Annotated in this window: 17 protein-coding genes; 7 read left to right on the forward strand and 10 right to left on the reverse strand. The window is 46.7% G+C overall.

Going from position 1 to position 17724, the window contains the following annotated elements:
* Positions 1-185 precede the first annotated feature (185 nt).
* Complete coding sequence (locus tag CLV25_RS11860; protein ID WP_131839870.1) at positions 186-1598, reverse strand: inorganic phosphate transporter; 1413 nt, start codon at positions 1596-1598, stop codon at positions 186-188.
* A gap of 229 nt (positions 1599-1827) precedes the next feature.
* On the opposite strand from CLV25_RS11860, the gene CLV25_RS11865 reads away from it, so the two are divergent.
* Complete coding sequence (locus CLV25_RS11865; protein ID WP_131839871.1) at positions 1828-2163, forward strand: VacJ; 336 nt, start codon at positions 1828-1830, stop codon at positions 2161-2163.
* Between the two features lie 41 nt (positions 2164-2204).
* On the opposite strand, the gene CLV25_RS11870 is transcribed toward CLV25_RS11865, so the two are convergent.
* The gene (locus CLV25_RS11870) at positions 2205-3368 is read right to left on the reverse strand and encodes a serine hydrolase (protein ID WP_131839872.1); all 1164 of its coding nucleotides are present in this window, start codon (positions 3366-3368) and stop codon (positions 2205-2207) included.
* Between the two features lie 77 nt (positions 3369-3445).
* On the reverse strand, positions 3446-3895 hold the full coding sequence (locus CLV25_RS11875) for a YhcH/YjgK/YiaL family protein (protein ID WP_131839873.1): 450 nt from the start codon (positions 3893-3895) through the stop codon (positions 3446-3448).
* Between the two features lie 99 nt (positions 3896-3994).
* On the opposite strand from CLV25_RS11875, the gene CLV25_RS11880 reads away from it, so the two are divergent.
* Positions 3995-4363 (forward strand): DMT family protein, encoded by a 369-nt coding sequence (locus CLV25_RS11880; RefSeq protein ID WP_131839874.1) that lies wholly within the window; start codon positions 3995-3997, stop codon positions 4361-4363.
* Here the strand turns inward: CLV25_RS11880 and CLV25_RS11885 are convergent, their stop codons facing one another.
* Together CLV25_RS11885 and CLV25_RS11890 are read right to left on the reverse strand one after the other, a co-directional pair.
* Complete coding sequence (locus tag CLV25_RS11885; protein WP_131839875.1) at positions 4364-5053, reverse strand: potassium channel family protein; 690 nt, start codon at positions 5051-5053, stop codon at positions 4364-4366.
* A gap of 14 nt (positions 5054-5067) precedes the next feature.
* Positions 5068-6894 (reverse strand): TrkH family potassium uptake protein, encoded by a 1827-nt coding sequence (locus CLV25_RS11890; RefSeq protein ID WP_131839876.1) that lies wholly within the window; start codon positions 6892-6894, stop codon positions 5068-5070.
* 167 nt (positions 6895-7061) lie between these two features.
* On the opposite strand from CLV25_RS11890, the gene CLV25_RS11895 reads away from it, so the two are divergent.
* The 4 genes from CLV25_RS11895 to CLV25_RS11910 all read left to right on the forward strand — a co-directional run bounded on the left by CLV25_RS11895 (position 7062) and on the right by CLV25_RS11910 (position 10203).
* Positions 7062-7343, forward strand: coding sequence for a hypothetical protein (locus CLV25_RS11895; protein WP_131839877.1), 282 nt, complete (start codon positions 7062-7064; stop codon positions 7341-7343).
* Between the two features lie 205 nt (positions 7344-7548).
* Entirely contained in the window at positions 7549-8712 is a 1164-nt protein-coding gene (locus tag CLV25_RS11900; RefSeq protein WP_131839878.1) for a MalY/PatB family protein, read from the forward strand.
* A gap of 602 nt (positions 8713-9314) precedes the next feature.
* Positions 9315-9686, forward strand: coding sequence for a helix-turn-helix domain-containing protein (locus CLV25_RS11905; RefSeq protein WP_131839879.1), 372 nt, complete (start codon positions 9315-9317; stop codon positions 9684-9686).
* A gap of 109 nt (positions 9687-9795) precedes the next feature.
* The gene (locus CLV25_RS11910; RefSeq protein WP_131839880.1) at positions 9796-10203 is read left to right on the forward strand and encodes an endonuclease domain-containing protein; all 408 of its coding nucleotides are present in this window, start codon (positions 9796-9798) and stop codon (positions 10201-10203) included.
* A 114-nt stretch (positions 10204-10317) separates the two neighbouring features.
* Here CLV25_RS11910 and CLV25_RS11915 read toward each other — a convergent pair whose 3' ends face one another.
* Both CLV25_RS11915 and CLV25_RS11920 read right to left on the reverse strand, forming a co-directional pair.
* A complete protein-coding gene (locus CLV25_RS11915; protein WP_131839881.1) occupies positions 10318-12654 on the reverse strand; it encodes a GH92 family glycosyl hydrolase in 2337 nt (778 codons plus the stop codon).
* A gap of 141 nt (positions 12655-12795) precedes the next feature.
* Entirely contained in the window at positions 12796-14412 is a 1617-nt protein-coding gene (locus CLV25_RS11920) for an ABC-F family ATP-binding cassette domain-containing protein (protein WP_131839882.1), read from the reverse strand.
* Positions 14413-14704: 292 nt separating this feature from the next.
* On the opposite strand from CLV25_RS11920, the gene CLV25_RS11925 reads away from it, so the two are divergent.
* A complete protein-coding gene (locus CLV25_RS11925) occupies positions 14705-15505 on the forward strand; it encodes a glycoside hydrolase family 16 protein (RefSeq protein WP_131839883.1) in 801 nt (266 codons plus the stop codon).
* A gap of 264 nt (positions 15506-15769) precedes the next feature.
* Here the strand turns inward: CLV25_RS11925 and CLV25_RS11930 are convergent, their stop codons facing one another.
* The 3 genes from CLV25_RS11930 to CLV25_RS11940 all read right to left on the reverse strand — a co-directional run bounded on the left by CLV25_RS11930 (position 15770) and on the right by CLV25_RS11940 (position 17718).
* Positions 15770-16498 (reverse strand): DUF2202 domain-containing protein, encoded by a 729-nt coding sequence (locus tag CLV25_RS11930; RefSeq protein WP_131839884.1) that lies wholly within the window; start codon positions 16496-16498, stop codon positions 15770-15772.
* Positions 16499-16731: 233 nt separating this feature from the next.
* Positions 16732-17070 carry a hypothetical protein gene (locus CLV25_RS11935; RefSeq protein WP_131839885.1) on the reverse strand — a complete coding sequence of 113 codons (339 nt, stop codon included), beginning with the start codon at positions 17068-17070 and terminating at the stop codon, positions 16732-16734.
* Positions 17071-17166: 96 nt separating this feature from the next.
* Positions 17167-17718, reverse strand: a complete 552-nt coding sequence (locus CLV25_RS11940) for a Spy/CpxP family protein refolding chaperone (RefSeq protein WP_131839886.1) — start codon at positions 17716-17718, stop codon at positions 17167-17169.
* Positions 17719-17724 lie beyond the last annotated feature (6 nt).

Raw genomic sequence — 17724 nt, forward strand, 5'->3', positions numbered from 1 at the left:
TGGAAAATGCGAAAAGGTAAAACGTTACCGTTTTACCTTTTCTTCGTTTTTAAAATACTTGTCAAATCCTTTCTGAGCGTTATGCTTAACATAACCCCATCGTATTAAAATACCAAAAAGGAGAATGATTATCATTATAATCATCCCCTTCTCGGTAGAACTTAGCTTTTTAAACTTTTCGAACATTACTTAGCAATTGAAAAGAACAACCAATAGAGCAAACCAGAAACAAGAATGGAGACTGGAAGAGTAACCACCCAAGCAATGCCGATATTCTTAAGCGTTTTGGTCTGTAGGTTCTTAATTCCACCACTTGCCACCATCGAACCGGCAATGCCCGACGATAGGATATGAGTGGTACTAACAGGCAAACCTATAGCAGAAGACAGCCCAATGGTTGAGGCTGCAATAACTCCAGAGGTTGCGCCCTGGGCATAGGTCATCTGCGTTTTGCCAATCTTTTCGCTGATTGTAACAACAATTCGCTTCCAACCTATCATTGTTCCTAAACCCAACGAAAGCGATATCAAAAGGATAACCCAGACTGGAACATATTCGGCATAACCATCTATTCGCTTTAAATCGTTCTTAAATCGCCTAAGATCGTGCTTGCTCACATTTACAAAAGCAGCCTTGTTGTCTTCTTCCAACGATTTAAGCTTCTTTGCTGCAGCGGTAAGATCAACTCGAGCATCGGCAACCATGGTATGAGGCAGCTCGCTAAACTTATCTACCTTAGATAAATTGGCAACCAAAGCATTAAACTTGGCAACTGAAACACTAACCGTTTGCTTTTCGGCGTAGCTTAATCTTGTTGTATCGATGCGATTTAGAACGTACTCTACTCGCTGAATATTCCCCACCAAATCCTTGGGGTCTTTCGAATTATCAAGAGCAAAGTATGCAGGTGCTAGAGCCACAAGTATCATCATCATTAGGCCAACTCCCTTTTGTCCGTCGTTAGAACCATGGGAGAAACTAATACTTGTAGAGGTAATGATCATTAGAGAACGAATCCAAAAAGGAGGTGCTTTTTTCTCCTTCGGCTCCTTAAATATCTTCTTCTTCTTTACCACCTTAAACAGAATATACATCAACGTAAGAGCAAGTACGAAGCCCAGCACTGGAGTAATCAGCAAGGCTAATCCGATATCGATGATCTTTTGCCAGTTTAAGACAACCGAAGAATCGGGATGCAGCAAGGTATACGAAAGGCCTGCGCCAAATATAGCCCCAATAAGCGTATGCGAGCTCGAGCAAGGAATACCGTAGTACCAAGTAAAGAAGTTCCACGCTATTGCAGTAATAATTATTGCCCAAATTAACGCCATTGCCTTATAAACGTTGTGATCTGCCAACATCTCGGCAGGTATAAGGTGCATAATCCCCATGGCCACTGCAATCCCCCCTACATACACGCCTAGAATGTTCATCAAACCAGACCATACAACCGCTGTTTTGGGTTTGAGCGAGTTGGTATAAATAACCGTTGCTACCGCATTTGCAGTATCGTGAAAACCGTTGATGAACTCGAAGGCTGCTGTTGCAATCACCAACAATACTAGCATAATAAAATGCACCGTATCTATTCCAAGCATAAAAAAGTGTTTTTATAAAGCGGGGCAAATTTTGCAAAGAATAATAACACCGCCAACTAATTGCACCTTTTTTTAATCTATGAACAAAACTATTTTCGCCTCATTCCACTTTGAAGAGTTCACATTTCTTCGCTACATTTGTTCTACAAAAAAGATGAATATCTTTGAATTACGATCAAACTCCGAATGCGTAAAACGAAGAAACATCTCACTATAAAAACAGTTTAAAATGAAGATTGTTAACAGGAACGCACTAGCCGTAATACCCCAGAAGCCTTTTTGGGATTGGCTTTTATCCGTAGACGAGCAGTTTGACCTAGAAGAGATTGAAGAAAGCGGTGATTTTAACGTCTACCTGATTCCAGAATTTGAAAATGAGGATGAAATTGTTGAATATCTCGAGAAAAATTACGACCAAATTTTCAAAAACGAGCTGCTTGACTGGTATTCTGATGAGTCTCTATGGCCAAAAGAAAGAACCTGGGAGGTTTTTGAAGATTGGTTCACTATAGAAGCCCACTCGTTAATCTACGATATGTCCAATAGTCCACTACAAAAGCTATAAATTCAAAGGGGTAGACAACAAGCTACCCCTTGTTTCTACTATTATATGTCTTCTATTTTTGAAGCAATCTCCTCTAACATGTAGGGCCACCAGCCATTTACGCCCCAACTATTTCCCTGCCTAACAATAACAACATTGTTCTTTGTAGAAACATAAACGAACTGACCCAATATTCCCATTGCGTATATGTCGTTTGGAGCGTTGTCTTGCTTAAGGCCCCACCAAAAATTCTTGTAGTAGGTACGCCCCTGCTTAAGAATCGGATACCAGCTATGGTTCATTTGCCGGTATAAATCCCAAAAATCCGAATCTGTCCGCACCCCATCAGAGGTTTTTAGGCTACGACACCAATCCTCACTAAGAACTTGACTATTATAAATCAAACCATTATTTGCATAGAGCAATCCAAATTTGGCCAAATCATATGGAGCAACCACCATACCTCCATCCATTTTGAGATACTTCTTTTGATGGCTATCTATGCAAAAAAGCGCATTAGAAGTAGGCTTTAAACGCTGCCAAAAGTTATGGTTTATATCAACGAAAAGATCTGAAATTCGGCTATCTACCATCCTATTCAGCAGATGCAGGTGAATATCGTTGTAGTAAAAAAATCCAGATCCGTCGACCGAAGGACTTATCTCCTTCAAAGACCTTCTAATATCGGTTGACAACCAAAACTTAACCATGTCGGTAAACGGCCCCTTACCATGCGTATAGCGAATCCCCGACTCCATGTTCATCAAACTTTGAAAAGTTCGATTAGCAACAAAATCTGGCAGCTGACAGTGGTACTGCCCAAGCAAATCATTGAACGATATAACACCATTGGCTGCTAGCAGCGACAAGTAGCTGGAAAATAAACTTTTGGTAATCGAATAGCAGAGCATTGGGGTTTTGCCGTTTATTCCATCAGCATAGTATTCGTACACAAGCTTGCCATCCTTTAAAACTAAAAAGGAGAGCGTATCCGAAGTTCTTACAAGGTTATCTACCGTCTGGTTGGTACTGCTTTGGCTTACAGGCAGGCTTCCTGTCGAGGGGATAAGGTTGCGTTCCAGCTCTGCCTCTTCGCTATCGCTCTTTAAAACCCTGAAAGGGAAATACTGAAAATCAAAAACGGACTGCTTTGCCTTAGTGGCAATTGCATATGCAAGGTATCGTAATATGTAGGGTGATTCTGGTACGCTACTAACTAAATTCATTGGCAAATGATAAAGTGGGCACAAAACTAAAAAAGGAGATGATATTACCACCTCCTCTTTTAGTTTTTATAGGTACTTTACCCTACTTTTATCTTAAATATAAGCTTAACAATCTCTCCATCGTAAATGAGAGGTGCATGCGCATCCCATGGCATAAACAGCACAAACTCGTTGCTAGCGACAGAAACATACGTTGTTGGCTGGTCTTCAAAAAAGATAATATCGCTTTCGCTGCTATACTCACCTGTAGGCTTAATGCACATATTGCGATCTTTCCATCCAAACGTTTCACCACTACCTAAGCACACCTGAAGATCCGCATAAACGTTGTGCGCCTCGAGCATTGCCTCATCAGCTCCTTTACCCTTTGCTACCGAAGGAATAACAAATACATTTTCCCCATCAATGTAAACCTTTTCGGCAGGCAACTTTTTTGGGTCAATCGTTTTCATGTAGGCCACCACCTTCTCTATTGCAGGAAGGAAAGCCGTATAGTTCTGCAGCTGCTCTATTGAATCAAGTATCATGCGTTCTTGTTTTTGTGTTTATAGCACTTGGCTTACGCCACCTTTAAAATACTTTTGAGCCAAAGTTAGTATATTTGCCCCCCAAAACCAAAACACACAATGAAGGTCATTCTCACCATATCGCTGCTGGTTCTTTCAAACATCTTCATGACATTTGCCTGGTATGGACATTTAAAATTTAAGGAATATAGCTGGTTTCAAGCGCTTCCTCTTTTTGCTGTAATCCTGATAAGCTGGGGCATTGCTCTTTTTGAGTACTTCTTTCAAGTTCCGGCAAACCGAATTGGTTTTAACCAAAACGGGGGACCCTTTTCGCTGGTAGAGTTGAAGGTGCTACAGGAGGTTATTACGCTTGTTGTGTTTATGACCTTTAGCCTACTGGTATTCAAAACCGAAACCCTAAAGATGAACCATCTTATAGGGTTTGGATTTCTGGTTTTGGCCGTATTCTTTATTTTCAAGAAGTAGCTAGCTGAAGAATCTCGAGAAGGTTTGCAGGTTTTTCGAATCACCAAACAGGTAAAGCACATCCTCCTTCTCTATAATGGTTCCCAAACCAATTGGGTGTATAACCTTTTCCACTACCGATTTTGACCCAAGAATATTGGTTACGTGCTCCTTTCGAACAATGGTAACCAGCTTAAGGTTAAACTTATCGCCCAAGAGCAGCTCACCAACAGCTTGGCCTACGATTACAGGCGGTGCTGTCATCGAAATTACCCTATAACCTTCGGCAACAGGGAACGAATCCTGAAGCCCCTTTACATCTAAGCGAAGCGCAAAATCTTCGGCCGAATCCTTTTCTGGAGTTACCACCTCATCTACTCCAATAGCCTCGAGTACGGTAGTATGTAAGTTCGAGATAGCGCGTCCTATAAGCTTGTTTACCTTTAGTTGCTTTAGCTCGGCAGAAACTAGGATAGAGGTGCCAATATTCTCCCCAATTGCTACCACTACCGCATCGGCATCTTTAAGGGGTAGCACCTTTAGCATGTGCACCTCATTGATGTCCATGCAAATGGTGCTAGTAATCCTCGATTTTAGTTCCTCAACTCTGTGGCTATTCGAATCAATTCCAATTACCTCGTGCCCCATCGAAGTAAGGCGCTCGGCTAATACCGAACCATAATTTCCTAGCCCTATAATGATATACTTCATGGTATGAACAATTTCTAGTTGACAAATATGCTTGTTTTAGGATAGCGGTAATCCAGCTCCGCTGTGTGCCTAACAAAACCCGACAAGAAGGTAAGCGCCCCCACTCTTCCTATAAACATGGTGGCTATAAGCACAATTTTGCTGCCCTCGTCGAGCGAAGGGGTAATGCCCAACGACAACCCTACCGTACTTAACGCCGAAATACACTCAAAAACGATTGCCATCATATCTATCTGAGGCTCGAACAGCTTAATTAGCGAAGTGGATAGGCCAATCATAAAAATAGAAAGGAGGATAGCCCCAAAAGCCCTCAACACTGTATTGTTGGTTATCTCACGCCCACCTATTTCCAACCGTTCCTTTCCCTTCATTATGTTGATAACATTAAACACTGCGACTGCAAATGTTGTAGTTTTAATACCACCTCCGGTAGATACAGGAGATGCTCCAATCCACATAAGGAACATGGTAAGAAGCACGGTTTGCGGCAAGAGTTGTGCCATATTCACGGTATTAAATCCAGCAGTACGAGGCGTTACCGATCCAAAAAAGGATTCGGCTAACACCCCATACCAGGGCAGCCCTTTTAGGGTGTTGTTGTACTCGAAAAATGCAAAGAACACCGTACCAACAACCAGCAAAATAAGCGTAGTATACACCACCAACTTGGTGTGCAGATTTATTATTTTAGGTAGGTGATGGTAGCGACGCTGTAGTCCGAGCACCTGCCGCACCATGTTACGAAACACATGCTTGAGAAGCTGCATGTAGTTAAATAGGATCGGATAGCCTATACCTCCAAATACAATAAGCAGCGATACGTACGCATGAAGCCCATAGTTGTAGCGAACCCGAACATCGTAAAGGTTATCTGTAAAAATTGAGAAGCCGGCATTGCAGAATGCCGATATCGAGTGAAAAATCGAATAGTAGCCCTCATTAACATCTCCTAAAGTCCCCCGTACGGAGAAGTAGATGAAAATTGCCCCAATCGATTCGATTATGAAGGTTACCAGAACAATCTTCATCAGCGTTCGGAATATCTCGCCCAAGTTTTCCTCGCTAATAAAGTCCCCAAGGTTTATCTGATTCTTAAACGAGAGCTTATTCACCAAGAATATACCAAAGAACGAGGTTAGCGTCATAACGCCAATACCCCCAATCTGAATAAGCAGAAGAATGAAGAACTGCCCAAGAGGGGTAAATGCAGTTGCCGTATCAACAACCACCAATCCGGTTACGCAAACCGCGCTGGTAGAGGTAAAAAGCGCATCAACTAGAGAAATGCCATGCGTTGTAGAATTGGGGAGCAAAAGCAAGCCCGTACCTACAAGGATGATGAAGAAAAAGCTAAGCACGAATATCAGCGAGGTGTTAATTTCCTTCTTTAAGAACCCAAAGGTAGAGCGGGATAGCTCCATAACCGATAGGATTAGAATAAAAACGTAGGTAAACACCGGACTTTTGAAGATAGCCAGAAGGGGGGCCTTGGTACGAATATACTCGTCGGGCTTGATGTAGGCAATTAGCAGCAAGAAAAAGAGAAGGCCAAAAAGGCTCCAGGCGATATAGTGCCGTGTTTCCTTACTCTCGCCAAAACCTTGGCTAAAAAACCGAACAATGTAGCTAACTAAAAAGATGAGTAGCGCAACAAAGTAGAACCTACTCGTTTGCGCGTACAAATAGGGGTTGAGGTTAAAGCCCACTTCGTAAACAACGAGCGCAATGCTGGCTATGCTGATGAATAAAAGGATCAAGAGGCCAACTTTATCTACGTTCCTTCTAAAGCTGGCAAGCAGCTCAAGCCTCCGCCAAAACGTATTCTTGAAGCGTTTTCTCATTTATTTCAGTATGATTCGCACACAACAGCAACAAAGGAACAAAAAATAGTACAACTAACCATGCCTGCAATAATTTTCATTTATAAACTTCAAAAAACGCCAAAAGGCTGAAATTTGTACTAAAAAGATGCTACTTTTGCACGATAACTAACAAATACGTACACAGTATGGCAAGCGTAAGAAGACTAAAAAAGGACATCGACTATCTAGTAAGCGAAGTTGTTGCCGATTGTTATACCTTCTCCTACTTTCACCCAGCAAAGCAAGCTGAAGTGATCGATATCATCAACGAGGCAATCGAGCTTCGTCAGGAGCTTATTAGCCGTGCCAACACTCCCGATGGAAAGGATAATCCTAAAATCGTTAAAGCCTACTATAAGGCCATTTGGAATGAACTTTTCGAGAAGGTTGATGGCATGTTCAACAAGGTCAGCCAGCTTAACAAGTAACCGACTTTTCATAACTCCAAATAGAAAAGGGGGAGCATCAGCTCTCCCTTTTTTTGTTTCTTTGCGGGGAACGATATGAGAGATGTGATGTGTGATGTGTGATGTGTGATGTGTGATGTGTGACAAACGCAAGCCGCATATCACATTTCAAAAATCGCAAATCTCAAATCGCATCTCGAACATCGCAAATCAAAAAAACATAACCATGACCTACAACTTCGACGAGGTGGTGGACCGTACCAGCACCTCCAGCATCAAGTGGGATGCCCGCCAGAGCGTCTTCGGCAACCCCGACGTACTACCAATGTGGGTAGCCGACATGGACTTCCGCTCGCCCCAATTCGTTATCGATGCCATTACCCATAGGCTGGCGCATCCGGTGCTAGGCTACACCCTGCGCCCCGACTCCTACTTCGAGGCCATCGTTGGCTGGGTGAAGCGCCGCAACGGATGGGATATAGAGCGCGACTGGATAGCCCACTGCCCGGGCGTGGTGCCCGGCCTCAACGTAGCCGTGCTCGCCTACACCAATCCCGGCGATAAAATCGTCATCCAAACGCCGGTGTATCCTCCTTTCTTCGATGCAGTACGTCAGAACAACCGCACGCTGGTGGAAAACCCGCTTAAGGTTAACGAAGGACGCTTCGTTATTGACTTCGACGACCTCGACCAAAAGCTCTCGGGCGCCAAGGCCATTATCCTGTGCAACCCGCACAACCCCGTGGGCCGCGTATTCGAGGAGGATGAGTTGCGCCGCATCGGCGAGCTGTGCCTGAAGCATGGCGTTACCATCATCAGCGACGAGATCCACTCCGACATCATCATGCCACAGCAGAAGCACCTGCACATCGCCAACCTCGACGAGCGTTTTGCCGCTACCTGCATCACCTTTATGGCGCCCAGCAAAACCTTTAACCTGGCAGGGCTATCGACGGCCTACGCCGTTATCCCAAATAAGGAGCTACGCGTAAAATATCTCCATGTCTTGGAGCACCAGCTGCACATCGGCCTGGGCAACATTGCCGGAATTGTAGGACTTGAGGCTGCATACAACAATGGCGGTGACTGGCTAAATCAGCTGATTGCCTACGTTCAGGGCAACGTCTCTCGCCTTGACGAGCTGATTAAGGCAAAGCTGCCCAAGGTAACCTGCTATAAGCCCGAAGGGACGTATCTAGCATGGCTAGACTTTACCGCCTACGGCCTCACCGACGACGAGCTGGACCAGAAGCTGATCCACGAGGCCAAGGTTGGCCTCAACAGCGGTAGCGCCTTTGGCTCCAACGGTCGTGGCTTCCGCCGCATCAACCTAGCCTGCCCCCGCGCCTACGTAGAGGAGGCCGTAGAGAGAATGAGTAGGGTACTGTAAGCCAATAATCGTATTTTTCTGTAAAGCCCAATAGGATGCTACATCTTGTTGGGCTTTACGTTTTACCTCCCCCTATGCATTGTTCTTTCGCGGAGCTACTGCACCTTGATTTAGCTTGCGGCATTCTTTCGTGCAGCTAACCGTATCGAATTACGAACTGCAATATTCATCTAAACAACTAACTCTACTAATTTCAGCCATGCATTGACGTTTTAGCAAACCAAGCGTATTAAATACACCCCTGTAATATTTATCCCAGAAACCTATCCTACTAATTTCAGCCATGTATTGACGTTTTAGCAAACCAAGCGTACTAAATGCACCCCTGTAATGTTTATACCGGAAACCAATCCTACTAATTTCAGCCATGTATTGACGTTTTAGTAAACTAAACATACTAAATACCACCCTGTAATGTTCATTACGAAAACTAGCCCTATCAAATTCAACTATGCATTGTTATTCTGGCCAACTAAGCTTACTAATTCATGCGCTGCAACATCTACCCGATTAACAATACCTACCATTTTTTCCGGAGAAAAGAACCGTTAAAAAGGATAAATCTGTACTTTAGCAGAAGTAACCCCTAAAACCTTAACGATATGCTAAAAATGAATATCTCGCGCGTGCTTGCGCTAAAAGGAATCGACAACGCCTACACCTACCTGAAGAAGCATGGCTATAAGCACACCAAGGCCTACTACCTATCCAGAAGTTTGACCCAAAAGATCGATGTAAACGACCTTGAGCGAATATGCCTAAAGTTGAACTGTACCCCAAACGACCTGTTCGAATGGACGCCATCAAAACCCGAAAACGACATTGATGGGCACGCCCTACAGTCCATTCGACGCAAAGATGCCGCCGTTGGGCTGGTAAAGCTGGTTCAGGGCTTACCTGTTGAACAGATGGACGAGATTGAGAAGATGATTTTGGAGAAGGTGAGGAAGACTGCAAAGGTGAAAGAAGAATAGGCCAATGCAATCCATCATTTTTATGCAGCAACCTTGCCAAGAGCGAACTCCCCTCCTTTCCAAGGAGGGGTCGGCGAAGCCGGGGGTGGTTAAATAAAGGATACGATCAATGGCGGAATACAACCCTAAATCGACCAAAGGTTATCGGAAGGAATTAAGAAAAAACCTGACACCTGCCGAGGCTTCATTATGGAAGCTTTTCAAAAATAAGCAGCTTAACGGATGCAAATTTAGGAGGCAACATGGCGTTGGTCCTTACATTTTAGACTTTTACTGCCCTGCGCTAAAAATTGCAATTGAACTTGATGGAAAGCCCCATTTTACCGATGCTGGCAATGCCAGAGACCATACAAGGGACGAATACCTAACGAGGCTAGGAATTGTCACTTTGCGATTTGAGAACAATATTCTTTATACCCATCAAGAGATGATTATTGATGCAATAGAGGAGTGTATTAAATCAAAAAAGCAACCACCCCGCCCTTCGGGCACCCCTCCTTGTGAAGGAGGGGAATGAGCCCTGTGCATTCTTACCGAGAATATCAAACTCTTATATCGAACGAACGTTAGCAAGGGCTATAATAGTAAGAGGCGCGATGAATCGCGCCTCTACCATATTCCTATAAAGTTTCTATTTCTCTTCCGACAGCGAGTAAGGACGCTCGTTGGCGCCAAATACACGCTTCTTGTTTGGCTTACTAGCCATTTCAAAATCTATAACAGCGCCATCCTTCAGGTCGTCGTAGGTGAAGTAGGCCTTGGCGTATGGCTTACCATTGAGCATCACCGAGCGAATGTAGCGGTTGGCATCGCTCACCTTTGGCGCACGAATCTCGATAAACTTCCCCTCGCCCACCTTCACCTTCATGTAGGGCAGGTATGGCGCACCAATGATGTACTGGTTAGAGCCGGGGCATACGGGGTAGAATCCCATGGCAGAAAAAACATACCAAGCCGACATTTGGCCGCAGTCGTCGTTACCGCACAAACCATCGATGGTGTTGCGGTACATACGGTTCATGATTTCGCGAACCCAGTACTGCGTTTTCCAAGGCTGCGACGACCAGCTGTATAGGTATGCCACATGGTGGCTTGGCTCGTTGCCATGCACGTAGCAGCCCAGCAAACCCTCGCGCGTCACATCTTCGGTGTGAGCAAAGAACTCGTCGGGTAAATGCATGCTGAAAAGAGAATCGAGGCGTTGCACAAATATCCTGTCACCACCCATCTGCTGCATCAGCCCACGAACATCGTGAGGTACGTAGAACGAGTAGTTCCAAGAGTTACCCTCGATGAAGCCTTCGCCATGCGTGCTGAGTAGGCTGAAATCTTTCTTCCACGAACCGTCAGACATTCTTCCACGGGCAAAGCCCAACGAAGGATCGAACACGTTCTTGTAGCTCATGGCACGGTTACGGAAAACCTTAGCCAACGAGTCGTTGCCCATCAGCAGAGCTGAGCGGTAGATGGTCCAATCGTCGTAGGCATACTCCAAGGTGATGGATGATCCAGACCCGCTCTTATCGAAGGGTACGTAACCTAGGCGGCGGTAATCGTCAATACCATCGTAGTAGGGAATGTTGGCGCTGCTGTTCATCGCCTTTAGCGCAAGCGGCTGATCGTTTACCAATCCCTTAACAAGAGCATCAGCAACAACCGATACGCCATGGTAGCCAATCATGCACCAATTTTCGTTGCCCATATGCGACCAAACGGGCAGCGCACCATGCACGCTCTGCTGGTAGTGGGCCAGCATTGAGGCCACCATATCCTTGTTTCTATCTCTATTGATAAGGTTGAATAAAGGATGAAGTGCCCTATAGGTATCCCAAACGGAGAATACGGTGTAGTTGGTAAAGCCATCGGCCTGATGTATCTCGTGATCGATGCCGCGGTAGCGTCCATCAACATCCATATAAACCGAAGGGTTGATGAGCGTATGGTAAAGCGAGGTGTAGAGCATGACCAGCTGGTCGCTGTTGCCCTTAGCCTCAACAACCGACAGCTCCTTATCCCACTTTTGGGTTGCCTCGGCGGCCAACGCATCAAAAGATTTTGCTGCTGCTTCCACCTTTAGGTTATTCACCGCACCTGCAGTACCAACTGCCGATAGCGCAACCTTTACCTCTAGTGGCGTGGTTGACTCTCCGAAGTCGAAGCAGGCCACAATCTTTCGTCCGCCCATCTCTGGGAAGTTATCCTTGCTACGGAACTTACGCCAAAAGCCCGAGTACTTTTGCTTCTCCCTATCCACATGCGTGTACGACACGATAGGCTTGGAGAAGGAGATGGCAAAGTAGGTGTAGTTGGTACGTGCCCAGCCATTGGTAATACGATATCCCGTTAGCAGGGTGTCGTTCTCGACCCTAACATTAGCCCAAAGCACCTTGCCATCGTAGCCATAAATGCCGTGAATAAGGTCGAGTATCATCTTCTGACTTTCTCCTTTGGGGAAGGTGTACTTGTGTACGCCCACCCTTTCGGTGGCAGTTAGCTCGGCCTTAATGCCGTAATCGTCGAGCAGCACGCAGTAGTATCCCGGACGAGCCTGCTCGTTGGTATGCGAAAAGGCCGATCGGTAGCCCGAACGGGGTTTGCCGGCTTCGCCCGGATTCATCTTGGGCTGACCAGTAAAAGGCATAATAAGAATATCTCCCAAATCGGAATGCCCTGTTCCGCTAAGGTGGGTGTGGCTAAACCCAACAATGGTCTTATCGTCGTACTGATATCCTGCACAGTACTTGTAGACATCCTTTTGGTAGGCGCCATTCACGTTATGGGGTATGGTATCGGTATCAGGACTTAGCTGAACAATTCCGTGAGGAACACATGCTCCCGGAAAGGTGTGCCCCATACTTTTCGTGCCAATGAAGGGATTGACGTAGCTAGATAGATTCTGACCCATAGCCAATCCGCCAAATGCTGAGGCTACAGCCAGCAAGAATAGCTTTCTAAGGATAGGTTTCATACGGTAGGTATTTTAATAGTAGTAGCGTCATCTTTACTAAGCGTAAATATGACGACCTAAATGTAATACAAATACCGTCAATGGATAAAAAAAGAGGAACCACTTATGATTCCTCTTTTGATATATTCGGATTGTTTATTCCTACTGGTACATGCTATCGCGTAGCTCCTTAATCTTGTCGCTGGTGATGTAGTCGTCGTAGTCCATCTGCTTATCGATAATGCCGTTTGGCGTAAGCTCGATGATACGGTTACACACGGTTTCGATGAACTCGTGGTCGTGCGACGACATCAGCACGTTACCCTTAAAGTTGGTAAGCGTATTGTTGAAGGCCTGAATCGACTCCAGATCGAGGTGGTTGGTTGGGTTATCCAGGATCATCACGTTGGCGTTGCGAAGCATCATGCGTGAGATCATGCAGCGCATCTTCTCGCCTCCCGAAAGTACGCTCGACTTCTTGTAGATCTCCTCGCCCGAGAAGAGCATCTTGCCGAGGTAGCCGCGGAGGAAGCTCTCGCTGGTATCCGCCGAGTACTGGCCGAGCCACTCTACAAGGTTCATCTCATTCTGGAAAAACTCGCTATTTTCGAGCGGTAGGTATGCGGTGGTGATGGTGATACCCCAATCGTAGGTTCCCGAATCAGGCTGCATATGGCCGTTGAGAATCTCGAAGAGGGCGGTCATTGCCATCGGATTCTTCGAAAGGAAGACGATCTTCTCGTCCTTCTCTACGGTGAAGCGAACATCCTTAAGCAGCACAGTACCATCCTCGGCCACCTTGTTGATGTCCTTAACCTCGAGGATGCTATTACCCGTTTCGCGCTCGGGGGTAAAGATGATACCGGGGTAGCGACGGGTCGAAGGCTGGATCTCCTCAACGTTGAGCTTCTCCAACATCTTCTTACGGCTGGTAGTTTGCTTACTCTTGGCCACGTTGGCGCTAAAGCGTTGGATGAACTCCAACAGCTCCTTCTTACGCTCTTCGGCCTTCTTATTTTGGTTGGCCTGCTGACGGAGGGCCAGTTGGCTACTTTCGTACCAGAAGCTGTAGTTACCGGGGAATAGCTTAACCTTACCAAAGTCGATATCTACGATGTGCGTACACACCGAGTCGAGGAAGTGGCGGTCGTGCGATACCACCAAAAGGGTATTTTCGAAATTCGAAAGGTAGTTCTCGAGCCACATTACGGTTTCGAGGTCGAGGTCGTTGGTAGGCTCGTCGAGCAGCAGGTTGTCGGGCTTGCCGAATAGGGCTTGGGCCAAAAGCACCTTCACCTTTTCCTTACCGCTCAGCTCCTTCATGAGCTTGTAGTGGTTGTCTTCCTTGATGCCAAGGCCGCTTAGCAGCATGGCCGCGTCGCTTTCGGCATTCCAGCCGTCCATTTCGCCGAACTTCTCCTCGAGCTCCGAGGCGCGAATTCCATCCTCTTCCGAGAAATCGGGCTTTGCGTACAGCGCATCCTTCTCCTGCATGATGCCCCAGAGAACGGAGTGCCCCATAAGCACCGTATCCAGCACGCGAAACTCGTCGAATTCGAAGTGGTCCTGCTTAAGCACCGACAAACGCTCGCCCGGCCCTTGCTCTATTTTTCCGCGGGTAGAGTCGAGCGTACCGCTTAACATCCTTAAAAGGGTTGACTTTCCGGCACCATTTGCGCCAATAATACCGTAGCAATTGCCGGGAGTAAACTTCAAATTCACATCTTGAAAAAGAATGCGTTTCCCGAACTGAATCGCCAGATTTGAGACTGTAATCATTCGATTATCCTAAGTTTTAATCAATGCCTATAGCTAGGCAAAAGTGCCGCAAAACTAGCTCTATTATTGCGAATATGCTAGTACAACGCCCCTAAGTTTACCTGAAATATCCTATAAAAGAGGTTAATCCGATGCTGCTTTACCGCTTAGGCTACAAGGAAAATGCGCTTTCTGCAGCAGCTAGGCCCCGATGACGAAGATTTAGCCGCTAAGCTATCGCATTAAGCGAACCCTCTATTCGCATTTTCTTGTATGTTTGCCTCTAATTATAGACGCAACCAAAATAAACACCATGGGACTATTTAAAAGAGCAACCATTGCGGCAGCTGTGCTATTGGTTGGATTTACGGCATCCTCACAAAAGCAGGAGCATAAATGGAAGTTAACCTGGCAGGATGACTTTAACGGTACAAGAATAGACACTTCGAAGTGGTCTAAAATTCCTCGCGGAGGCTCTGACTGGAATAGGCATATGTCGGACCAAGATTCTTTGTACGAAGTAAAAGATGGCAAGCTGCTTCTTCGCGGTATGGTGAATACCAACCCCACCGATACGGTTCCTGTGGTAACGGGGGGCGTATACACCAAGGGGAAATTTTTTCAGAAGTATGGACGTATAGAGATTTCTGCAAAGCTGCAATCAGCACAAGGAGCCTGGCCGGCATTCTGGATGCTGCCAGAAACGGGCAAATGGCCAAATGCAGGTGAGATCGACATCATGGAGCACCTGAATTTCGATTCTATCGCATATCAGACAGTACACAGCTACTATACGTTTGTGCTCAAGGAAGAGAACCCACCCAAGGGAGGCGTGAATAAAATAAACATGAATGAGTTTAATACCTATCGTGTAGATTGGTACCCCGATTCGCTGGTATTCTTTGTAAACAACCGCCGCACATTTGCATATCCACGGATTGAGACCACAAAGGAGGGTCAGTGGCCGTTTACCACACCGTTCTACCTGCTACTAGACATGCAGCTGGGAGGAAGCTGGGTAGGCCCCATCGATAAATCGCAGCTACCCGTTGAAATGGAAATCGACTGGATTAAGTTTTATGCGCTACCCAAAGAGTTTGAGAAGGAGGAGTAACAGCTGCTTTTGCATTAAGTGAGCAGCGGTTGGGGTAGGGCCTAGCTACGAATGCGAAACCATCGAACCTATCGGCGATCCTATACCCCATAAAAAGAAACCGGCATACCACCTAAAAGTGCAGCCCTGTATGCCGATGTAAGCAACGGGAAGCGCTAACGGCACAGCACGTCCTTAAACCGAATGCAAGTGCGGTGGATAACAAAAAGAAGCGGCTGCCCGATAGAAGGCAGCCGCTCCGCTATGGTACAGCAGGAAGAATGCCTAGCTGCTTTGTCCAAATCTAAGCTGGTAGCGCCTACCCTGCTCCATTGGCGAGGTTACAATCTGGGTGAAGGTAGCCAAATCGAGGTAGGTAGGGCTGTAGGTAATGCCTAGCGAGGTTAGCTGGCGATTAAAGGCCCTTAGGTGGTTGGACGAGGCCTTCAGCAAATTCTCGAACACCATAGTAATGTTGGCGTTTGAGGTTTTTGTCAGATCGTCCTTCAGATCGAAGATGTCCTTCTCCTCTATAAGGGCCCCCACCCTAAAGGCATCGGCCAACGACCTGCTACCATCGGCAACAAGCTGGGCGTAAAGGGCGGTAAACGCTGGATTCTCGAACTCGCCAGCGGGAAGCAAAGCGGTGTTTGCCATGCCCAGGCGCTCCATTAGGGTTACAACCGCGCTGGCGTGCGTTGCCTCGGCCTTTGCAATGTTGGCAAAGATAGGAGTTCCCCACTTTGCGCTAAGAGCCATGTAAACATCGCGGGCCAGTTTCTCCTCTTCCTTCATAAAGGTCAGCATCTCCTGCTCTAAAGCGGTGCCTGGCGCTGTTGCCACCAGGGCGCTTTTAAGGTTCGAGCCCAGAATTAGGCTGGTACCATCGCCCTGAACCTCGAGTAGCGTATCGAATTTGGGGTCGCTACCGTTGGCCTCCTTTTCGCAGCTCGTAAGAGCAGCCGTAGCGAACACCATGCCCACCGCAGCTAAAAGAACTGAAAACCGTTTCATTCGAAAGTGCTTTTTAAGCCGTTGGATGGAGCGCCCTTCGGACGGTTGCTCCTATGCTCGCGCCCGAGAGTAGAGGGTGCTTCATCGCAAGGGCTATAACGTTTGACGATAAATTAAACCGTACTATAGGATAGGAATTGCATCCTTAGCCTACCGCTAGCGAGGGTCGATTCCTGCATTAGGAGGAATCGGGAAGAATACGCAGGACAAGTGCAGGCGGCGATGGGCATTCGCTACTTCTTCTCGGTGCGAGCCTCGTGGTTATCGCAAACTCCGTTGCCGTCCTTGTCTACAAAGTTGGCGCCGTTACCTTTTCCCTGATGTTGACCAGAACAACTCCCCTTACCATGACCGTGTCGGTTGCCATGTCCGGCGCCCTTGCCGCTACGCTTTGCACGGTTCGAGGTTCCGTTCTCGTAGCTATCGCAAACGCCATTGCTATTTTTATCGACATAGGCAGGACCATTCTTGCCGGTTCCTTTTGGGTTGGCGGTAGTCTTGGTGTCTTGGGCATTGGCAACTGCAACCACAGTTACTAGAGCCGCTGCTGCTAAGAAAATTCTTGCTTTCATTGCTGTTCTATTTAAAGTGTTAATAATTGAGCATACCAAGGGCTGTACTGCTTTTCCTAAGAAGCAGCACGTACTATAATCTAGCCATTTACGGTTTTACTGATTGCGGCATTGCCCCCGATGGTGGCCTTGCCCGGTACCTTTACCGGAGCAGCCCGCCGAATCTTCCGATCCAAAAACGGTTTCGAAGATGGCCTTCAGCTTTACCTGCTGATCTTTGGTGCAAATACCGCGTATGCCAAGGTAGTACTGGTAGGTGTCGCGCTTCAGCCGAGCGTGCAGCACCCCAATAGAGTCGGACAGCTGGTAAAGGAGCAGCGTATCGGGTTTTGGTCCCGCCATATTCTGCATCATGCGCTGGCGAAGCCCACGCAGCTTTACGTTTACCTCGTTGGCATCGCTGCGAAAGCGATGGTTAACCTCGCGAAACCGATCCATTTGCTCGCGCGAGAGGTTGAGCGAATCGCGGAAAAAGCGGCCGTTAAACTGTACGCCTTCGCCCTTGGCCGGGGCGGCACCCCCACGGCTGCCCGCTCCTCCCCTATTCGCATCGTAGATATGGTACCCTATTGTTGCCAGCGTGGTAAGGTTAAACACCACCAGCAGCACGATTATCCATACCAGCGTTTTACTTTTTTCGGATTTCATATCAAA

Origin of the sequence: Acetobacteroides hydrogenigenes (assembly GCF_004340205.1) — a bacterium.
In the GTDB taxonomy this organism is placed as follows: Bacteria; Bacteroidota; Bacteroidia; order Bacteroidales; family ZOR0009; genus Acetobacteroides; species Acetobacteroides hydrogenigenes.

Excerpts from the sequence above, each read along its gene's own strand:
- CLV25_RS11915 (WP_131839881.1), bottom strand. The coding sequence starts at position 12,654 with ATGAAACCTATCCTTAGAAAGCTATTCTTGCTGGCTGTAGCCTCAGCA.
- CLV25_RS11910 (WP_131839880.1), top strand. The coding sequence starts at position 9,796 with ATGGCGGAATACAACCCTAAATCGACCAAAGGTTATCGGAAGGAATTA.
- CLV25_RS11925 (WP_131839883.1), top strand. The coding sequence starts at position 14,705 with ATGGGACTATTTAAAAGAGCAACCATTGCGGCAGCTGTGCTATTGGTT.
- CLV25_RS11865 (WP_131839871.1), top strand. The coding sequence starts at position 1,828 with ATGAAGATTGTTAACAGGAACGCACTAGCCGTAATACCCCAGAAGCCT.
- CLV25_RS11900 (WP_131839878.1), top strand. The coding sequence starts at position 7,549 with ATGACCTACAACTTCGACGAGGTGGTGGACCGTACCAGCACCTCCAGC.
- CLV25_RS11920 (WP_131839882.1), bottom strand. The coding sequence starts at position 14,412 with ATGATTACAGTCTCAAATCTGGCGATTCAGTTCGGGAAACGCATTCTT.
- CLV25_RS11870 (WP_131839872.1), bottom strand. The coding sequence starts at position 3,368 with ATGAATTTAGTTAGTAGCGTACCAGAATCACCCTACATATTACGATAC.
- CLV25_RS11935 (WP_131839885.1), bottom strand. The coding sequence starts at position 17,070 with ATGAAAGCAAGAATTTTCTTAGCAGCAGCGGCTCTAGTAACTGTGGTT.
- CLV25_RS11885 (WP_131839875.1), bottom strand. The coding sequence starts at position 5,053 with ATGAAGTATATCATTATAGGGCTAGGAAATTATGGTTCGGTATTAGCC.
- CLV25_RS11890 (WP_131839876.1), bottom strand. The coding sequence starts at position 6,894 with ATGAGAAAACGCTTCAAGAATACGTTTTGGCGGAGGCTTGAGCTGCTT.
- CLV25_RS11930 (WP_131839884.1), bottom strand. The coding sequence starts at position 16,498 with ATGAAACGGTTTTCAGTTCTTTTAGCTGCGGTGGGCATGGTGTTCGCT.
- CLV25_RS11940 (WP_131839886.1), bottom strand. The coding sequence starts at position 17,718 with ATGAAATCCGAAAAAAGTAAAACGCTGGTATGGATAATCGTGCTGCTG.
- CLV25_RS11905 (WP_131839879.1), top strand. The coding sequence starts at position 9,315 with ATGCTAAAAATGAATATCTCGCGCGTGCTTGCGCTAAAAGGAATCGAC.
- CLV25_RS11860 (WP_131839870.1), bottom strand. The coding sequence starts at position 1,598 with ATGCTTGGAATAGATACGGTGCATTTTATTATGCTAGTATTGTTGGTG.
- CLV25_RS11875 (WP_131839873.1), bottom strand. The coding sequence starts at position 3,895 with ATGATACTTGATTCAATAGAGCAGCTGCAGAACTATACGGCTTTCCTT.
- CLV25_RS11880 (WP_131839874.1), top strand. The coding sequence starts at position 3,995 with ATGAAGGTCATTCTCACCATATCGCTGCTGGTTCTTTCAAACATCTTC.
- CLV25_RS11895 (WP_131839877.1), top strand. The coding sequence starts at position 7,062 with ATGGCAAGCGTAAGAAGACTAAAAAAGGACATCGACTATCTAGTAAGC.